The following is a 17,906-nucleotide window of genomic DNA, read 5'->3' on the forward strand; positions in this document are numbered from 1 at the left end:
AGACCGGCACAGCCGACACATCATCCAGCGGACAGGAAGGTCTGAGACACCATGACTGCCTCGACACCGGCGACACCGACCACCACCCCGCGGTCCCCGGCCACCACCACCGCGACGCCGTTCACCGCCCCGGCGACCGACGAGCTGCTGGAGCGGGTGGCCGCCGCGCTCAAGGAGAAGAACTTCGACGTCGAGATCCTCGACGACGCCGCCGCGGCGCGCGCCCGGGTCAAGGACCTGATTCCCGAAGGCAGCGCCGTGTTCACCGTTGCCAGTGAGACCCTGCGGCTGTCCGGCATCGAAGCGGACATCAACGACAGCGGGCGCTACGACTCCGTCAAGGCACGCGGTACGGCCATGGACCGCGCCACGCAGATGGCCGAGATCTGGCGGATGCTCGCCTGCCCCGACGTCGTGGTGGGCAGCGTCTGCGCGGTCACCGAGACCGGCTCCCTCGTGGCCGCCTCGGCCAGCGGAAGCCAGCTGCCCGCCTTCGCGGGCGCCGCTCCCCGCGCGATCTGGGTCGTCGGGGCGCAGAAGGTGGTCCCCGACCTGGACAGCGCGCTGCGCCGCGTCGACGAGCACTGCGTCCCGCTGGAGGACGAGCGGGCCAGGAAGGTCTACGGCGTGCCAAGCGCGCTCAACCGCCTGCTCGTCCTCAACGCGGAACCTCACCCCGGGCGCGGCACCGTCCTGCTGCTGCGCGAGGCCATCGGCTTCTGACCGGGCGGAACCGGCCGCGCCGTGATCACGCGACCGGGTCCTCCCGTCTCAGCCGGGGAGCGGGACCAGCTGCTCGGCGGCGAGGGTCAGGCTCCGGGTCCGCGCGTCGACCTCGGACCGGGTCATGCCGTCGGCGTCGACGAGGGCGCGCGCCGCCGCGAGTTCGCGCTCGTACACCCCGAAGTCGATCGTGTCGTAGCGCCCCGCGTCGGCGGACAGTCCGGCGTACCGCTCGATCGCCTTCCGCAGCCCGGACTTGTCCGTGAGGGCGGGCGCGTCGACGTGGTCGAAGGTGATCCGGCCCAGGTTCGCGACGTAGGGGTGCGAGGAGTCGGGGGTCGTCACCAGCCGCAGGTGCACGGCATGGGTGCCGGTGATCGCCTGGGGCAGCGTCAGGCTCGCCGTCCCTCCGGACGACCAGGCGGCTCCCGTGACGGGCAGCGGGACCGTCGCGTACGGCGTCCCGGGGGCGGCCGCGTCGAAGGAGTCGAGGTAGATCTGGACGGCCGAACCGGCCCCGCAGCGGGCGGAGTTGTTCACGTAGGTCAGCGTGACCGTGTTCTCCGCCGCGTCGCCGAAGTCGATGTCCCCGTAGTCGAGCCAGGCTCTGTCGTAGGTGCCGCCGAGGTCGGTTGCCGAACTCGCGCCGCTCCAGCCGGCCGGCTCGCTCTTGAGGCCGCCGCCGCTGTTCGAGCGGAACGCGGTCGCGTCGAACGCCACCGGGGAGGCCACGTCCGGGGAGAACCGGTACCAGTCGAAGTTCGACACCCACGACTGGCCGGACGGGGCGTGGAACACGAAGGTCGCGCTCGACGCGCCCAGCAGGGCTGCCGGGTCGGTGAGGGGTGCCCGCACCGTGCTGTAGTACTGCCAGCCGCCCGTCCCGGGAAGCTGGACGGTGGCGACCAGGGGACCATCGGCGGTACCGGCGTGGATGTCGACACTGCTCGGTCGCGCGCCCTGCGCGTTCGCGTACCGGACCGAGACGCTGTGCGGCGCGACCCCGTCGAAGTCCAGCCGGTTGAACCGCTCCCACGATCCCTCGGTGACCCCGCCGAGGTCGCCGTCCGAGTAGTACGCCTCGCTCACGAGGGAGGGGCCCTCCTTCTGGTCCGGGTCCTCGGCCTGGAGCACGGCGTAGCCGCCCTCGTCGATGGTGAGCGCGTCGGCAGCGGACCGGAGCACGTCGTCCGCCGGCATGAGCGTGCCCGTCGCGGAGGCGGTGTCCGCGAGGACGGTCCGCGCGTGGTCGAGCGCCGACCGGAACGCGTTCCACGAGCCGTCGGAGTAGTGCGTGCCGCGGACCAGCAGCGCCTGGCCGACGAGTGCGTCCAGCGCCTCGCGGTGCACCGCGGCGGCCGACACGAGGAGGGGGTCGGTCGGTGAGACACCGGTGCCGCGCACCGTCGAGGCCCGCACGCCGTGATCGAAGGCCTTGTCCCGGAACGTGAGGCCGAGACGGGCGTCGGTCCGCGCGCTGCCGGTGAGAGTGAGTTCCGCCGTGCGCGGCCCGCTGACGCGCAGGTCCGCCGTCACCCCGCCCGGCAGCCCGGTCACGGTGGCCGCCCCGGTGCCGGTCAGGCTGGTTCCGTTGCGGGCGGCGAACAACGCGGGCCCGGACAAGGTGAGTCGGACACCGTGGTCGACAGAGCCGTCGGCCTCCGTGTCGACGCTGCCGGGCCGCAGGGAGACGACGGTGACACCCTTGCCCGTCGCCGTGCCGTCGCCCGTGTCGCCCGTGTCCGTGTTCAGCGAGTACGCGGGCCGGGTACGGGCGCCCCACCGGGAGGGCGCGGCGCCCATGGTGAAGTCCAGCGTTCCACCGGCGACGATCTGCGCGTAGTCGAGCCAAGTGTCCGAGAAACGCCTGCCGTTGAGCTTCGCGCTCCGCACGTAGTAGTGGTCCGCCGACACCCCGTGGGCCTTCACCGTGAACCGGGCGCCGTTCGCGTAGCGGATCGTCGTGGAGTCGAAGAACGGGCTGCCGATCTGGAACTGGCTGGAACCGGCGGTCACCGGGAACAGGCCGAGAGCGGCGCCGACGAACATGGTCGACATGGTGCCGGCGTCGTTGTCCATGGTCGGCAGGAAGCCCTTCGGGGAGAGCTTGTAGACCTGGGTCCTGACCGGCGGGCGGAACTCCCCGCCGGTACTGGGGACTTCGTTCGACGAACCCGTCGCGATGTAGCGGTTCCAGGTCGAGCCGGTGTAGATGGCGCGCACCCATTTCTGCGTCAGGCTCGGCTCGCCGACGTAGTTGAAGAGGTACGGGGCCTGGAGATCGATCTCGTTCGCGTTGGAATGCAGCATGGCCGAACCGTCGTCGGCGCCGGAGTCCTCGCCGAACAGGTGCTCCACGGCGGCCCTGCCCGCCTTCGCACCGCCCATGGCCTCGATGAGACCGCCCATGTCGTAGGCGTCGTACCAGTGGTACTGCCAGAGCGTGCCTTGATAGAGGCCGGCCTCCTCGAACTTCTCGTGGTCGGCGCTCTGCCAGTCGCCGCCGGACGCACGGGGGGTGAGCAGCCCGACCTCGGTGCCGTCCGCCGCGGTCCAGGCACCGGACTTCACGAGGTGGTCGATCGCCATGGTCGACCGGGTGCGCAGCTCCCTGGCGTCCGCGTCCTTGCCGAGCGCGTCGGCGATGACGGACAGCGCCCACTGGTCGTAGCCGCGCTGCACGGTGGTCCCGGGATCCCCCGCGATGTATCCCTGACGCAACTCCGCGTCCGTGTAGGACCCGGCGTACGACACCAGCGCCGGATACGCCTCGTCGAGCCGGTCGAAGTGCTTGTACCCCTTCGACAGGGCGTCGGCCACGAGCACGGCCGAGCGCTCCCAGCGGACGGTCGGGACCGAGTGGGTCAGGCTGCCCGGGCTCTTGCCGGCGGTGTGCGCGTCGGCGAACAGTTCGATGAGCGACTGCACCATGTCCCGGTACGCCGGCGGGTCGACGTACGCCTCGACGGAGAACTTCCGGAAGTCGTCCCAGGTGGACCAGCCGTCGTAGTACGTGAAGCCGTTCGTCCGGTGCACCGCTCCGTCCACACCCCGGTAGGTGCCACTGGTGCTGGTCGCGTTCACCGGCAGCGCGTACATGCGGTACAGGTGCGTGTAGAACTCCCGGGTGAGCGTCGACCCGGGGTCGGACGTCGCGGAGGCGTGTACGTCCACGGCGCCGAGCGCCCGGTTCCAGTCGGCCCGGGTCCGGGCGCGTGCCTGGTCGAAGGTGAGCCCGCCCACCTCGTTCCGCTGGTCGGTGGCCGCCTGTTCCGCGCTGATCGGTGACAGCGTGATCCGCAGTTCGATGTCGTTCCCCGCGGACCGGTCGAACCCGAGGACGGCACCGGTGTCGGCCCCGTCCCGCGTGGTGGCGTCGCCCAGCCCGCCGTCACCGCCCCAGCTCTTCAGCGAGGTCACCGGGACATTGGTGGTGGCGTCGTAATACAGCTCGTACGAGGCGCCGTTGAAGGATCCCGCGATCAGGCCGCTGATCGAGGTGGTCCCGTCCGGGAGCGTCGTCGCCTTCAGGGTCGAGCGGGTGCGACGGGTGAAGTTGTTCGCCAGGTCGAGGACGAGTTCGGGGTCCGACCCGGAGGGGAAGCTGTAGCGTTCCAGCGCGGTGCGCGTCGTCGCGGTCACCTCGGCCTCGACGGTCCCGGGGTCCTGTGTCACCGAGGTGCCGGTTCCGGAGACGGACCCGAGCCCCGCCCGGTAGTACCCGGGTGTCGCGGTCTCGTCGTCGTGCGTGTAGGCGTGGGCGTACGTGCCGGGGGCCGGGCGCTTGTCGTAGCGCACGGAGGTCGGGACGACCAGCAGGTCGCCACCGCCTCCCGAGCCGCCGACACCGTCGAGGTCCGTGGCGGTGAACCCGGCGATGCGGCTCTCGTCGTAGTCGTACCCGGAGTGGTTGCGGCCCGGCGTGGTCATCGGGTTGACCTTGGCCAGACCGTGGGGCGCCTGCGCGCCCGGGAGGTCGTTGCCGTCGTCGCCCGCGGTCGACACGAACGGGTCGACGCGTCGCGTGTAGTCGGTGCCGCTCGAAGTCCCACCCGACGACTCGCCGTTCGCGGCGGACGGCGCGGAGGCGGCGGACCTCGCGGACGAAGGGGCCAGGGGCAAGGCCGCGGCCGTGCCGCCACCCGCCGCGGCGGTGAGGGCGAGCGCGCCGGTGAGCAGCGCGACGACCGTCGCGCGCAGCGGCCGGTGACGTCCGCCCGCGGACCTCGGACGGAGCACGCGGGGCAAGGGGGAACGGGTTCTGATGGGCACGAAACCTCTCCAGCGTCGCTCATGCGCACGTACGGGCCCGGCCACGCGGAGACAACGTTGTCAGCCCGGAAGGCCAAGCGTGTGGACCGGAGTCGAGAACGAGGTGGACACAAAGGATGCCGACCGTACGCCGGATTGCACCCTGTCGTGTCCACGACCATCGATAAGGAGACACGGAGAAGGCGTACAACGGGCGAACGGTACGCGTACGGCGGCCGTGCGCCGACCGGAACCTCGAGCGAACCCCGGGCACCCCGGCCCCCCTCCCGGCATGGCAGAGTGTGCGTGTGCCCACCACTGATTCCGCCCGTGCCGCCGATGCCGCCGACGTCTCCCGCGCCGCGAACGCGGCCGGTGCCGCCCAGGACGAGGCCGGCCGCCTCATCGATCTGCGCAGCGACACCGTCACCCGGCCCGGCGAGGCCATGCGCCGCGCGATGGCCGAGGCCGAGGTCGGGGACGACGTCTTCGGAGACGATCCGACCGTCAACGCGCTCCAGGAGCGGATCGCCGGGCTGCTCGGCTTCGAGTCCGCGCTGTTCGTCTCCTCGGGGACGCAGAGCAACCTGTGCGCCCTGCTGACCCATTGCGGCCGCGGGGACGAGTACATCGCCGGACAGATGGCCCACATGTACCGGTGGGAGGGCGGCGGCGCCGCCGTGCTCGGAGGCATTCAGCCCCAGCCGCTGTCCCACCGGGCCGACGGGACGCTGGACCCGCTGGACATCGCGGCCGCCGTGAAACCGGACGACGCCCACTTCGCCCGTACGCGGCTGCTCTGCCTGGAGAACACCATCGGTGGCCGGGCCGTGCCGGTGGAGTACCTGAAGACGGCCACGCACGTGGCCCGCGACCACGGACTCGCCACGCATCTGGACGGTGCACGGCTGTTCAACGCGGCGGTGGCCGCCGGAGGCGACGCGTACGAGCAGGCGCGGCAGATCGCCGGCCACTTCGACAGCGTCTCCGTCTGCTTCAGCAAGGGCCTGGGCGCGCCCGTCGGTTCGGCGCTCCTGGGGTCGCGGGAGTTCGTGGCCGAGGCGCGGCGCTGGCGCAAGGTGCTGGGCGGCGGGATGCGCCAGGCCGGAGTGCTCGCGGCCGCGGCGCTCTACGCGCTCGACCACCAGGTGACACGGCTCGCCGACGACCACGCGCACGCCGAACTGTTCGCCGAGGGCCTCAGGAACGTGGAGGGCCTGACCATGGAGCCCAGCGGCACCAACATGGTCTTCGCGAAGTCCGCCCCCGGCATCGAGACCGACGACCTGCGCGACCGGCTGGCCCGTCGTGGCCTGCTCTGCGCGGGATACCCGGGTCAACTGCGTTTCGTGTTCCACCTGGACGTGACACGGGCCGACGCGCAGGCCGCGGTGCGGATCGTGCGCGAGACCCTGACCGAGATGTCGACCGGTTGACCTCGACGGGCAGTTGGCCCGTGCGTTCGTCCTGCGGCGTCCGTCAGTCCACCGGCCAGGTGTGGACCGGTGCGTTCAGGTGCATGTAGTCGATGTACTGCCGTGTCATGCGCCGTAGTGCCTCGTGACGGCCGCAGTGGTCCGAGGCCTCGAAGCGGTGCAGCATCTCCTTCTGCCAGACCGCGCCGTTGCGCGCGGTCACGCAGCGCTGCTCGATGATGCCGAGCAGCGGCTCCCGCCAGGCCTCGTCCATGCCTGTGAGCTCCAGGCCCTTGTGGGCCAGCGGCAGCAGCCGCCGCAGGACGAGTTCGGGCGCCGGGACCTCACCCACTCCGGGCCAGTACAGGCGGGCGTCGATCCCGTGCCGTGCCGCCGCGTGCAGATTGTCCTCGGCCGCCGAGAAGGACATCCGCGACCACACCGGCCGGTCCTCCTCCACCAGCGCGCGGGTCAGGCCGTAGTAGAAGGCGCCGTTGGCGAGGGTGTCGGCGACCGTGGGGCCCGCGGGCAGCACGCGGTTCTCCACCCTCAGATGCGGCCGGCCCTGGGCGACGGCGTAGACCGGACGGTTCCACCGGTAGATCGTGCCGTTGTGCAGGGTGAGTTCGGCCAGTTCCGGTGTGTCCCCGCGGTCCAGTGTCTGCGTGGGGTCCTGGTCCTCGCACAGGGGGAGCAGCGCCGGGAAGTAGCGGACGTTCTCCTCGAAGAGATCGAAGACGCTGTTGATCCACCGCTCGCCGAACCACACCCGGGGCCGTACTCCCTGCGCCTTGATCTCCTGCGGGCGGGTGTCCGTCGCCTGCTCGAAGAGCGGGATACGGGTCTCGTGCGCGAGCTCCTTGCCGAACAGGAACGGCGAGTTGGCCGCCAGCGCGACCTGGACCCCGGCGATCGCCTGCGCCGCGTTCCAGTAGTCGGCGAACTCCTCGGGCGACACCTGGAGATGGAACTGCGTGCTCGTGCACGCGGCCTCCGGCGTGATGGTCTCCGCGTACGTCCGCAGCCGGTCGACCCCGTCCACCTCGATGAGCAGATCCTCGCCGCGCGCCGCGAAGACCTGTTCGTTGATCAGCTGGTAGCGGGCGTTCTCCGACAGGGCCTCAGGGCCGACGTCCGACTCCCGCAGCGTGGGCAGGATGCCGATCATGATCAGATGGACACCGATCGACCGGGCGCGCTCGTCCGCGTGGTTCAGGGCGGCGCGGATCTCGTCCTCCCAGGCGTCGGGACCGCCCGCGATCAGCCGCCGGGGCGGAACGTTGATCTCCAGGTTGAAGCGGCCCAGCTCGGTGTCCCAGGCGGGATCCGCGATGGCGTCGAGCACGTCCGCGTTCCGCATCGTCGGTTCGCCGTCGGTGTCGGTCAGGTTCAGCTCGATCTCCAGGCCGACCCGGGGCCGCTCCACGTCGAAGCGTGCCTCGCGCAGCATCTGCGCGAAGGCGTCCAGACACTCCTGCATCTTGATCCGGTACTGGCGTCGGTCCTCGCGGGTGAAGACCTGCGCCGGAACGTCGCGTCCCATAGGCCCTCCCGGTGGCCCCACGGATACCTCTCCCCTCCAGCGTCGCACCATGGGCCGAGTCTGACCATGCGGGAGGGGAGGCGCGGAGGGCCGCCGGTGAGCCCGACGCGCTGCCGCTGCCGCCGCCCATGGCCGGGACCGCTCCGCTCGGGTGAAGCGCCGTTCGGCTACGAGGTCGGGGTGGGCGGTGCAGTCAGTTCTCCATCTGCGGTTCAGGGCCGGCTTCGCCTTCACGGGACCGGGCCGCCGGCGCGTCGAACACTTCCTGGGTCGGGGGGGTGAAGACGTACTGGCTTCCGCGGACGCCGATGGCCTGGTTGTGCTCGACGTAGGGGCGCATCCACGAGGCCTTCCGCAGCGGCCTCGCCGCCGCGCTGGAGTCCCGCGGCGAGGGCGAGTCCGCGCTGCGCCGCGAGTATCTGGCGGCCGTCGCCCGAAAAGATGCCCTCGCCGGCTTCTCCGGACCGGAATTCGCCAGGATGATCACCAGCAGTCTCACCCTCGCCGCCCTCCTGCGTGAACTCCATCAGCAGCGTGAAGACGCCCTTGCCGAGGCCCTTGCCGCCGAGACGGGGGCGCGCGCCGACGCCCTCGCCCCCCGCGCCGCCGCCGCTCTACTCGCCGCAGCTCACCGCACCCTCTTCCACCGAGCCCTGGACCTCACCGTCGCGGGTCGCACGACCCGCCACATCGCAGGCACCCTGACGAAGGAAGCCGACGAGGTCTTCGCACTCCTGGAACCGTCCCTCTCCGGCTACGCGGTGCGCGGGGCCACATAGGCGTCCCCTCGCTCCACGACCGGCCATCCCGCGCTCCCGGCGCAGTGTTCGGCGACCAGGGCAGGCAATGCCCGCGGACGTTCCATAGGTGTCGCTCATGGGACACTCGCCCGTCTGCCGCGATGGGCTGCGCGCCGTAGAGGCCCGGGGCGGCAAGGGTGGACGCCGTCCCGCCGTGGCGGCCGCGAAGACCGAAACCCTCCGCGCCGCGTACCTGGAGGGCCGGTCCATCGCCGCACTCGCGCGCGACCGCGGCGCGATCCGCACAGCCGTCGCCGATCCCCGAGCGCCATCCCGGCGTCGACCTCTTGATCTTCACGTCGCCTTCACATTACGCTCATGATCCACATGGGGGATCAAGCGATTCCTCGCGGTCGATGCCATGCCCGCGCCGGCGCGGGGTCCTCACCTCAGGCCGAAGGCCGAAGCCCTGGACGGCGGTGTCCCCGATCTTTAGGGACGCCGCTTGTCGGTACACCCTCGTCACGAAAAGGAAGCGGCCATGTCCTGCGGGCACTTGATGTACAGCAGTTCCTGTTCCAACTGCCAGGAGCTGAAGGCACTCGAGCGGAGCCAGCGAGAGGCCGACCGTGCCCACGAGGACCGTCTGCGGCAACTGGAGCGTGACGCGGAACGCATGAGCGCGGACGAGATCGAGGAACTGGCGAGCAGCCGGCGGTCCGGCGGCTCCAGCACGAAGTCGCAATGCGGTCACATGTTCTTCGACAGCAGCTGCTCCGGCTGCCGTCACTACGACTACGCGCAGAAGGCGGCCAGGGCCGCGGACCGGCGAGCCGACGAGTTCTCGAAGCAGGCGCAGTCCCACGCGGACAACGCCCGCGCCGCGGCCGACGAACCGGACTACGGCCAGTCGTCCTCCGGCGGTATAGGCCTTTCCGGCGGACTCGTCCTCGGTGTCCTGGTACTGGGTCTGGCGCTGTTCGTCCTCGCGGTCGCCGTGTCGGTCGCCGTCTACGCGTCCCTCGTCGTGGGCTCCGTCGCCAGTGTGGCGCGCCTGGTGATGCTGAAGACCGGGCGCTGTGACCGGTGGATGCCGAGGGCGCACTCGCTCGGCATGGCCGTGATCAAGTTCTCCATGATCACTCTCGTGCCCGGTGCCGCCTGTTTCGCCCTGACGGCAGCAGGGCTCGGCAACACCGCGTCGGCTCTCCTGCTCGTGGCGGTGCCCCTGATCTTCTGGTGGGTACGACGCGACTACCTGCGCACCGGGCGCACGGCCGTGTCGGTGCCGCAGGGCTGATCCGAGCCGGGGCGCGGCACCGGACCGACGCCGTCGGCCCGGTGCCCCGGACCGTCTGACTGGGCGTCTCCGCGACTTCGAAGGCCCTTTGTCCGACGACCCGTTGGCGGAGCTCCCGCCCTGCTAGAATGTGCCCATCACGCAAGCCTTCTCGGCCCGGATCCTGATCCGCCGAGGAGGCTTTTTTTCATGCCCGGGGCCTGTCTGCCGCCCCGACGCCGGTGGACCCGCGTCGCGTCTCTCGTGCTGCCGAGCGGCCTGAACGCGCCGTGTCCACCCGTCGTTCTTCGTCGCCCACCGCAAGAGGAGATCCACGTCATGAGTCAACGGACGAACACCGCGACCGCCGGCGGTACTTGGCGCCTCGGGGACCGGACCGTCCATCGCGTCGGGTTCGGGGCGATGCGTCTGACGGGCACCGCGCCGTTCGACCGCGGTGTGCCGCGTGACCGCGAACGGTCGATCGGCGTGCTCCGGCGGGCGATCGATCTCGGCGTGAACCACATCGACACCGCCGCCTACTACTTCTCGGCGACGAGCTCCGCCAACGAGCTGATCAACCGGGCGCTGGCGCCCTACCCGGAGGACCTGGTCATCTCCACCAAGGTCTGGCCGGGCCGCGATCCCTCGGGCGCATGGTGGTGGGCCGAGCCGGCGCAACTGCGCGGTCAGGTCGAGGAGAACCTGCGCCAACTCGGCCGCGATCACCTGGACGTGGTGAATCTGCGCGTGCCTCCGAGCAGGCGGACCCGCTCGATCGGCGAGCACTTCGGCGCGTTGGCCGCACTGCGCGACGCCGGGCTCATCCGTCACCTCGGCGTCTCCAACGTCACGTCCGAGCAACTGGCCGAGGCCCGGGCCATCGCCCCGGTCGTCTGCGTGCAGAACCCCTACGGGATCGGGGCGTCGAGCGAGGACCGGGCACTACTGCGGCTCTGCGGTGAACTCGGCCTCGCCTTCGTCCCGTTCTTCGCGATCGCCGGCCCCGGGCGCGAGGCGGGACCGGTCGCCGGTGACGCCGAGGTGGTGCACGGCGTCGCCCGCGCGCACGGTGTGTCCGTCGCGCAGGTCCGGCTGGCCTGGACCTTGCGGCAGGGTCCGCACGTACTGGCGATCCCGGGGACCGGTGACCCCGACCACCTCGCGCAGAACGTGGCGGCCGGCGCGCTGCGGCTCTCGGAGGACGAGATGGCCCGCCTCACCGCGCTCGGGCCGGCTGGAGCCTAGCAAGGCCGCCACCGCCGCCCGGGGCCTGGTCGCACAGGGCCGCGTCGAAATCCGGGACCCCCGGCGCGACGGTCAGCCGCCCTGGCCGGCGCTGCCGACCGGGCCGACCTTCACCGGGTCGCCGGAGCCGTCCGTGACCGGCAGCGTGGCGCCGCCCGGCCAGGCCAGGGAGACCGTCTTGGTCTCGTTCGGCGGGGTCACCAGCAGACCTGTGACGCGGACGCCCGAGCCGCCCGAGTTGTTGAACGGGTAGGTGATGCCGAAGGCCGTCGACTGCCCGCTCTTGAGGACCGCCTGGGTCGCCTGCTGACCCGTGCGCTTCGCGGACAGCGATCCCGAGGCCGTCTTCAGGTCGACGCCCGCGTACCCGGAGATCACGCAGTCCCGGCCGCTGCGGTTCTTCAGCTGGACCGCGACGGTGCCCTCGGAGTCGCCGCCGACGGTGGCGTCCTTCGCCGTGATCTCCAGCGCGTCCGTATGGCACCTGCCGACCTTGGTGCTCCCTTCGGTGCCGGTCCCGGAACCCGTTCCCTTCCCGGCCGAGCCCTTTCCGGAGCCACCCGTCCCGCCGCCCTGGTCCGAACTGCCCGAGGCGGAACCGCCGCCCTGATCCGAACCGCTCGAACCCGACCCACCGTTCGTGGACGCCGCACCGGCCGGGGCGGACGGTGCGCTCTGTCCCGTACCGTCGTCCCCGTTCTGGCAGGCCGTGAGCGAGAGACCCGCGACAACGGCCAGGGTGGCGAGGGTGAGCTTGTGAACGCGCATGGTTTTCTTCCCCAGTGTCGGTCGGTGGTGCCGGCGGCTCGCCGCGAGCGAGCGTGACTGACCACCAAGAGTCACCGGCCCCGGTACCGCGTTCCGCGCAACCGGCCTGTAGTACAAGCCTGTTACACGCAAACTTGGCCAGGAGGTGTGGTCGCCCTTCCGGGCCGCACGGCACTCACACCGAGCGCCGCATGCAGACCAGCCGATCGCGCGCGTCCCAGGACGCGGTGGTGGTGAAGCCGTGGCGCTCGTAGAGGGCGATGGCGTCGGTCCGCCAGCTCCACACCGACAGTCGCACACCGCTCGCGCCGTCGCCGGCGGCCCGCGTGAGCGCGGCACCGAGCAGACGGGACGCGATGCCCCGTCCTCGGAACGCCGGGTCCGTCCAGAGCCGCTTGACCTCGGACTGTCCATCGGTGGGCGCGGTCACCACCAGGCATCCCACGGCGGTGTCCCCGATCAAGGCCATGAGCACGACATCGTCGGCGAACGCGGTGTCCGGGTCCGAGATCTCCGCACGGTAGCGGTCGGGCAGTCCCGACACGTCGGTGACGGCCTCGCCCTTCTCGGCCTGCGTCCGCAGGTGATAGGCCGTCAGCAGGGCGGGGAGCCCGTCCTCGGCGGCAGGGGACCGGTCCGGCCGGCGGACGACGACGATCCCGGGTTGATCCTTCATGGCGCAAGCTTCACACGGCGGATGGGAGCAGGTACCGCACGAGCCTCGGGGGACCGGGGCCGATGCGCGTCGTGGCGCGGGGACGCGTCGAGGTAGGGCGATCGGCGCAGCGACACCACCCGGGCGGGCGACGATGCCGCACGAGCGGTTGCGCGGTTCCTACGATCATGTTCGAACCCAACGGACAAATGCGAAGGAACGATCTGTGAACCGCACAGTTGCCAGGGCCGCCGCACTGCTCGTCTCCGCCCTCGTCGCCCTGCCCTGCACCGCCGCAACCGCTGTCGCCACCGGCAAGGGAGACGGACCCCTCGTCGTCATCACCACGGTGAACCAGCGCGCGGACGGCGACATCTTCAACGTCGGTCACGACAACATCGTCGGCTCCGGGAACGGGAACGGAGCCCCGTCGACGGGGGTCGGCGCCCCCGGCGCGAGTGCGGCGGTGGTGCGTATCGTCACGGGCCCCCGCCTGCCGTTCTCCGGCGTGCAGCTCGCTTCGCACGAGGGCAGCGGCGACTACCCCCGCACCATCTTCCCGAACTACAACGTCACCGTGCCGATCGACGGCCCCTCCACGGCCGTGTACGCGTCCGACGGCGGTGCCGGACAGGTCCGTGTCACCGCGACGGTCGCCCCGGACGGCAAGGTCGCGCCGAACTGCTCCGCCGAGGGCAACCTGAGCTGCCGCGTCGACTACGACGGCCAGGGACAGTTCCTCGTGATCGACGGCCGCTGACGGAGTGACGACGACGGCGGGGCATTCACGGCTGCGTCCCCCAGCCCTCGGGCGCGCCGAGTCCGCCCCGCCTTCGGCCGCGCCGAGTCCCCCCCGCCGAGTCCGCCCCCGACCTCGTACCGTCCTGAGCGAGGAGACATCGCCCGTCGCTCATCGCCCGTCGCGCAGGTGCAGCAGGTAGGTCGCGGTCACGGCGACGGCGCGGTCCTCGTCCTTCGACAGTTCGACCAGCGCGTCCGCGGCCCTCGTCCCCGGGATACCCGCCAGAGCCTGGGTCAGCCGTCCGCGCGCGGCCGCTTCCTTGCCGTGGGCGGCGAGCCGGTCGAGGAGCCCGGCCGCCAGCCGGTCCGCCGCGGCGGCGTCGCCCGCCAGCAGGCTCAACGCGTCCGCCGCGTCCGTGTCGTTGCGTCCCTCCACGATCAGGTCGATGAGCGTCGGGGCGGCATCGGCCACACCGCGCGTCCCCAGCGCCAGAGCCGCATGTCCGCGGACCACGGCGTCGGCGTTCCCGAGGGCCGCCCGCAGGCCGGTGGCGGCCTCGGCGCCGGGCATCTCGGCGAGCGAACGGACGGCGCGTTCCCGTACCGCGGCCTCGGGCGATTCCAGGCCCTCCGCGAGCAGCTCCGCTCCCCGGTCGCCGGAGCGCGCGAGCGCCCAGCGAAGGGCCCCGGCGACGTTCGGCTCCGTCTCGCCGAGAACGGCCTCGACCAAGGCCTCCACGGGCACCGGCACGTCACCGGCCGAGGACAGCGCAGCACGCTGCCGCGCGTCGGCGCTCTTCGAGGTCAACGCGTTGAGCAGCGCGGCGACTTGGAGCACGTCCTCCCAGTCGGCGGGTTCCGCGTCCCGGATCCTGTCCAGCCGGGTGAGCAACTCGGTCTCCGCCGCGATGCGTTCGCGCGTCTGGCTGATGAGACCTCCGACGAGTGAGGCGGGAGTGAACCCGGGATCGTCGAGCGCGCGCCCGATCTCACGCAGCGACAGCCCCAGGGAGCGCAGACTCTCGATGTGGAAGATCCGCCGGATGTCGTCCCCCGAGTACTCCCGGTAGCCGGAGCCGGTCCGCCCCGAAGGGCGTACCAGGCCGAGCGACTCGTAATGCCGCAGCATGCGGGCACTGACCCCGGATCGTCGCGCCACCTCACCGATCAACACGTCTCATGGTCCCTCGTGTCCGGGCCCGTCGAGGACCGCGACGCGCTTCGCCTCCTCGATCGCCGACGCGAATCCGGCGTCCGGATCGCTCAACAGCCGCCGCGTGGCGAGCGCGTGCGCCCGCACACATGGATCAGACACCGGCGTCGCGGCGAGCAGCACCGGCACGATGACTTCACCCAGCGCCACCAGAGCCTGGCTGAGGCTCAGCTGCGTCTCCTTCCCGCCGCGCCCGAGCTGCGTCGCCAACTCCCTCGCCAGTACCGTCTCTTCGCCGGGTGGTACGAGGACGACCGAGGCGCGCCAGGCGCTTCGGGCGACCTCGTCCTCGGGGTCGTGGAGCAGCGCGGGGGTGATCGCCTGCCATGCCCGCCGGTCCCCGATCTTGGACAAGGTGTGCAGCGCCTGGCTCCGCGCCCGCGCACGGTCGGAGCGGACCTCGCCGAGCAGCGCGGGAAGGGTCACGGACACCGGATGGCGGGTGAGCGCCCAGGTCAGCATGTCGCGGACGAAGAACTCGGGCTCGACCGCGCAGCGCCGGACGAGCTCGGCGACGAAGCGTGGATCGGGCGTGGTGCCGACCGCCAGAGCCGCCCGCAGCCGTACGGACGAACTGGTGTCCTCCAGCGCCCGCAGCATGCGTACCTCGTCCGCGTCCTGTCCCGTGACCGTCATCGAGACCACCTCCTCGGCACGCAGTGAAGTCCTTGCCACGGTGTCAAGGTCAAACGGCGGTGCCAGGAGGACGGGGATGTTCCGCCGCCGCTGCGAAGACACGGGACCGTTGGAACGCGGGTGGCCGCCGCGGAATAGCCGGCGGGTGCCCCCTGTTCTGGCGATCATGACAACGAATGCGCCGCGGCCCGAGGTACTGCGCTACACCGCCTTCTCCGCCGAACCCGAGGGCGGAAACCCCGCCGGTGTCGTCCTGGACGCCACGAACCTGGACGACGGCGACATGCTGGCCATCGCCGCCGACCTCGGATACTCGGAGTCCGCGTTCCTGACCGCGCTCCCGGACGGGCTCGACGGCCACGAGGGGCGGGCCTACGGCGTCCGCTACTTCAGCCCGAAGGCCGAGGTGCCGTTCTGCGGGCACGCCACCGTCGCCTCCGCCATCGCGCTCGCCGAGCGGATCGGGCCCGGGGACCTGGTGTTCAGCACGAAGGCCGGCATCGTGCCGGTCAGCGTGGTCGAGGAGAACGGAAGGGTCCGGGCCACGCTCACCAGTGTGGAGCCGCACCTCGCAGACATCGCCGGCGTCGACCTCGACGAGGCGCTCGCCGCGCTCGGCTGGCCGGACACCGATCTCGACCCGGCCTTCCCGCCCCGCATCGCGTTCGCCGGTGCCCGCCACCTCGTCCTCGCGGCGGCCACGCGCGCCCGCCTCGCCGATCTGGCCTACGACTTCGCCCGCCTCGAAGCCCTGATGCACCGGCTGGACCTGACCACGGTCCAGCTGGTCTGGCGCGAGTCGGCCGACGTCTTCCATGTCCGGAACCCGTTCCCCGTCGGCGGTGTCGTGGAGGACCCGGCGACCGGTGCCGCGGCCGCCGCGTTCGGTGCGTACCTCCGTGAGATGGGTCTCGTTCCCGGGGAAGCCGTCCTCACCCTGCACCAGGGCGAGGACCTGGGCCGCCCCGGCGAGCTCACGGTGACGCTGCGCGCGGGCGACCCCCGCGTCCGGGTCAGCGGCGCCGGGACGCGTATCGGCTAGGCGATCGTTCAGAAAGCGCGCGGCCCACCGGCCGCCCTCCCGCACTCAAGCGTGCGAGGGGCAGCCGGTGGGCCGTTGACGTGCACTGGGCCGACGCCGACGCGGCCGTGCGTGACGCGAAGGCGGTAGGCAGGGGATGCGCGAAGGCGGTACGCACGGGGCCGTGGAGGCGATACGCCCGGGGCGCGGACCTCAGCGGGCGAGGGCCGCCTCGCTCGACGCCTGGGTGCGCGGGTCGGAGGGAAGGGCGCGCAGGATGTCCTCGACGCTCTGCTTGGCGTCGCCGAACAGCATGCCGCTGTTCTCGCGGAAGAACAGCGGGTTCTGCACGCCCGCGTAGCCGGAGGCCATCGAGCGCTTGAAGACGACGACGTGCTCCGCCTCCCACACCCGCAGCACCGGCATGCCCGCGATCGGGCTGCCCGGATCCTCCTCCGCGGCCGGGTTGACCGTGTCGTTGGCACCGATGACCAGGACGACGGATGTGTCGGCGAGGTCGTCGTTGATCTCGTCCATCTCCAGGACGATGTCGTACGGCACCTTTGCCTCGGCCAGGAGCACGTTCATGTGCCCGGGCAGCCGGCCGGCCACGGGGTGGACGCCGAAGCGGACCTCCACGCCCCGCTCCCGCAGCTGACGCGTGAGTTCGGCGACCGGGTGCTGAGCCTGCGCCACGGCCATGCCGTAGCCGGGGGTGATCACGACCGACCGGGCCTGCGTCAGCAGCTCGGCCACCTCCTGGGCGCGGACCTCGCGGTGCTCGCCCTGCTCCTCGTCGCCGCCCGAGGGCGCCTCGATTCCGAAGCCGCCCGCGATGACCGAGAGGAAGGAACGATTCATCGCCTTGCACATGATGAAGGACAGGTAGGCGCCCGACGATCCGACCAGCGCGCCCGTGACGATCAGCAGGTTGTTGTCGAGCAGGAACCCCGCCGCGGCGGCGGCCCAGCCGGAGTAGCTGTTGAGCATCGAGACGACGACGGGCATGTCGCCGCCGCCGATCGAGGCGACGAGATGCCAGCCCAGGACGAGCGCGAGCACCGTCACCGCGATCATCAGACCGAGGTTCGGAGTGATCGTGAACCAGACCGTCAGCGCCACGAAGGCGGCCAGCGCCGCGACATTGAGCGCGTTCTTGCCCGGCAGGACCAGCGGACGGGACTTGACGCGCGCCGACAGCTTGAGGAACGCGACGATGGAGCCGGTGAAGGTGACCGCGCCGATGAAGATGCCGATGAACACCTCGGCGTGGTGGATCCGGAGCAGGTCGGCCGTCACGTGGGACTGCGCGGCACCGTGCGCCTCGACCTCCAGATAGCTGTTCCAGCCGACCAGCACCGCGGCGAGACCGACGAAGCTGTGCAGAACGGCGATGAGTTCGGGCATCTGGGTCATCTCGACCCGCCGCGCCCGCCAGATGCCGATCCCGGCACCCAGCACCATCGCGACGACGATCAGAGTGACCGCGCCCGCGGTGATGCTCTGCGCCGCGAGGACGACGGTGGCGACCAGGGCGAGGGCCATCCCGGCGATGCCGTACACGACACCGGCGCGGGACGTGCGGTGCTGGGACAGCCCCGCCAGGCTGAGGATGAACAGGAGGGCCGCGACCAGGTCCGCCGCGTGTGAGGCTGTGGTTGACGTCATGGCGG

The 17,906-nt window shown here is 71.5% G+C and carries 15 protein-coding genes; 7 read left to right on the plus strand and 8 right to left on the minus strand.

All coding sequences use genetic code 11. From position 1 onward, the window contains the following. Positions 1-51: 51 nt before the first annotated feature. Entirely contained in the window at positions 52-723 is a 672-nt protein-coding gene (locus tag ACZ4AA_RS17345) for an LUD domain-containing protein (protein ID WP_467602200.1), read from the plus strand. A 48-nt stretch (positions 724-771) separates the two neighbouring features. On the opposite strand, the gene ACZ4AA_RS17350 is transcribed toward ACZ4AA_RS17345, so the two are convergent. Next, positions 772-4,962, minus strand: coding sequence for a glycoside hydrolase domain-containing protein (locus ACZ4AA_RS17350; protein ID WP_467602203.1), 4,191 nt, complete (start codon positions 4,960-4,962; stop codon positions 772-774). Between the two features lie 320 nt (positions 4,963-5,282). On the opposite strand from ACZ4AA_RS17350, the gene ltaE reads away from it, so the two are divergent. Next, positions 5,283-6,410, plus strand: a complete 1,128-nt coding sequence (gene ltaE / locus ACZ4AA_RS17355) for a low-specificity L-threonine aldolase (RefSeq protein WP_467602205.1) — start codon at positions 5,283-5,285, stop codon at positions 6,408-6,410. 43 nt (positions 6,411-6,453) lie between these two features. Here ltaE and ACZ4AA_RS17360 read toward each other — a convergent pair whose 3' ends face one another. Then, complete coding sequence (locus ACZ4AA_RS17360; RefSeq protein ID WP_467602208.1) at positions 6,454-7,932, minus strand: glutamate-cysteine ligase family protein; 1,479 nt, start codon at positions 7,930-7,932, stop codon at positions 6,454-6,456. Positions 7,933-8,125: 193 nt separating this feature from the next. Then, positions 8,126-8,272, minus strand: a complete 147-nt coding sequence (locus ACZ4AA_RS17365; RefSeq protein WP_467602210.1) for a hypothetical protein — start codon at positions 8,270-8,272, stop codon at positions 8,126-8,128. A 139-nt stretch (positions 8,273-8,411) separates the two neighbouring features. Between ACZ4AA_RS17365 and ACZ4AA_RS17370 the strand changes: the two genes are divergently transcribed. The 3 genes from ACZ4AA_RS17370 to ACZ4AA_RS17380 all read left to right on the plus strand — a co-directional run bounded on the left by ACZ4AA_RS17370 (position 8,412) and on the right by ACZ4AA_RS17380 (position 11,199). Beyond that, positions 8,412-8,711, plus strand: coding sequence for a hypothetical protein (locus tag ACZ4AA_RS17370; protein WP_467602212.1), 300 nt, complete (start codon positions 8,412-8,414; stop codon positions 8,709-8,711). 502 nt (positions 8,712-9,213) lie between these two features. Then, positions 9,214-9,972 carry a hypothetical protein gene (locus ACZ4AA_RS17375; RefSeq protein WP_467602214.1) on the plus strand — a complete coding sequence of 253 codons (759 nt, stop codon included), beginning with the start codon at positions 9,214-9,216 and terminating at the stop codon, positions 9,970-9,972. A 318-nt stretch (positions 9,973-10,290) separates the two neighbouring features. Further along, on the plus strand, positions 10,291-11,199 hold the full coding sequence (locus ACZ4AA_RS17380) for an aldo/keto reductase (protein WP_467602217.1): 909 nt from the start codon (positions 10,291-10,293) through the stop codon (positions 11,197-11,199). Positions 11,200-11,271: 72 nt separating this feature from the next. Here the strand turns inward: ACZ4AA_RS17380 and ACZ4AA_RS17385 are convergent, their stop codons facing one another. Then, positions 11,272-11,967, minus strand: a complete 696-nt coding sequence (locus tag ACZ4AA_RS17385; protein ID WP_467602219.1) for a DUF4232 domain-containing protein — start codon at positions 11,965-11,967, stop codon at positions 11,272-11,274. A gap of 175 nt (positions 11,968-12,142) precedes the next feature. Beyond that, complete coding sequence (locus ACZ4AA_RS17390; RefSeq protein ID WP_467602221.1) at positions 12,143-12,643, minus strand: GNAT family N-acetyltransferase; 501 nt, start codon at positions 12,641-12,643, stop codon at positions 12,143-12,145. 205 nt (positions 12,644-12,848) lie between these two features. On the opposite strand from ACZ4AA_RS17390, the gene ACZ4AA_RS17395 reads away from it, so the two are divergent. Beyond that, positions 12,849-13,382 (plus strand): immunoglobulin domain-containing family protein, encoded by a 534-nt coding sequence (locus tag ACZ4AA_RS17395; protein WP_467602223.1) that lies wholly within the window; start codon positions 12,849-12,851, stop codon positions 13,380-13,382. Positions 13,383-13,532: 150 nt separating this feature from the next. On the opposite strand, the gene ACZ4AA_RS17400 is transcribed toward ACZ4AA_RS17395, so the two are convergent. Then, positions 13,533-14,537, minus strand: a complete 1,005-nt coding sequence (locus ACZ4AA_RS17400) for a MerR family transcriptional regulator (protein WP_467602225.1) — start codon at positions 14,535-14,537, stop codon at positions 13,533-13,535. Positions 14,538-14,540: 3 nt separating this feature from the next. Beyond that, positions 14,541-15,212 carry a HEAT repeat domain-containing protein gene (locus ACZ4AA_RS17405; protein WP_467602488.1) on the minus strand — a complete coding sequence of 224 codons (672 nt, stop codon included), beginning with the start codon at positions 15,210-15,212 and terminating at the stop codon, positions 14,541-14,543. Between the two features lie 166 nt (positions 15,213-15,378). On the opposite strand from ACZ4AA_RS17405, the gene ACZ4AA_RS17410 reads away from it, so the two are divergent. Then, entirely contained in the window at positions 15,379-16,254 is an 876-nt protein-coding gene (locus ACZ4AA_RS17410) for a PhzF family phenazine biosynthesis protein (protein WP_467602227.1), read from the plus strand. 192 nt (positions 16,255-16,446) lie between these two features. Here the strand turns inward: ACZ4AA_RS17410 and pntB are convergent, their stop codons facing one another. After that, the gene (pntB, locus tag ACZ4AA_RS17415; protein ID WP_467602229.1) at positions 16,447-17,901 is read right to left on the minus strand and encodes a Re/Si-specific NAD(P)(+) transhydrogenase subunit beta; all 1,455 of its coding nucleotides are present in this window, start codon (positions 17,899-17,901) and stop codon (positions 16,447-16,449) included. Between the last annotated feature and the right edge of the window lie 5 nt (positions 17,902-17,906).

Source organism: Streptomyces sp. NPDC024698, from assembly GCF_055559015.1.

What these genes read in the sequence shown, in the direction of transcription:
- ACZ4AA_RS17345 (WP_467602200.1), top strand. Translation starts at nt 52, where the DNA reads ATGACTGCCTCGACACCGGCGACACCGACCACCACCCCGCGGTCCCCG.
- ACZ4AA_RS17360 (WP_467602208.1), bottom strand. Translation starts at nt 7,932, where the DNA reads ATGGGACGCGACGTTCCGGCGCAGGTCTTCACCCGCGAGGACCGACGC.
- ACZ4AA_RS17365 (WP_467602210.1), bottom strand. Translation starts at nt 8,272, where the DNA reads ATGCGCCCCTACGTCGAGCACAACCAGGCCATCGGCGTCCGCGGAAGC.
- ACZ4AA_RS17370 (WP_467602212.1), top strand. Translation starts at nt 8,412, where the DNA reads ATGATCACCAGCAGTCTCACCCTCGCCGCCCTCCTGCGTGAACTCCAT.
- ACZ4AA_RS17375 (WP_467602214.1), top strand. Translation starts at nt 9,214, where the DNA reads ATGTCCTGCGGGCACTTGATGTACAGCAGTTCCTGTTCCAACTGCCAG.
- ACZ4AA_RS17380 (WP_467602217.1), top strand. Translation starts at nt 10,291, where the DNA reads ATGAGTCAACGGACGAACACCGCGACCGCCGGCGGTACTTGGCGCCTC.
- ACZ4AA_RS17385 (WP_467602219.1), bottom strand. Translation starts at nt 11,967, where the DNA reads ATGCGCGTTCACAAGCTCACCCTCGCCACCCTGGCCGTTGTCGCGGGT.
- ACZ4AA_RS17390 (WP_467602221.1), bottom strand. Translation starts at nt 12,643, where the DNA reads ATGAAGGATCAACCCGGGATCGTCGTCGTCCGCCGGCCGGACCGGTCC.
- ACZ4AA_RS17405 (WP_467602488.1), bottom strand. Translation starts at nt 15,212, where the DNA reads ATGACGGTCACGGGACAGGACGCGGACGAGGTACGCATGCTGCGGGCG.
- ACZ4AA_RS17410 (WP_467602227.1), top strand. Translation starts at nt 15,379, where the DNA reads ATGACAACGAATGCGCCGCGGCCCGAGGTACTGCGCTACACCGCCTTC.
- pntB (WP_467602229.1), bottom strand. Translation starts at nt 17,901, where the DNA reads ATGACGTCAACCACAGCCTCACACGCGGCGGACCTGGTCGCGGCCCTC.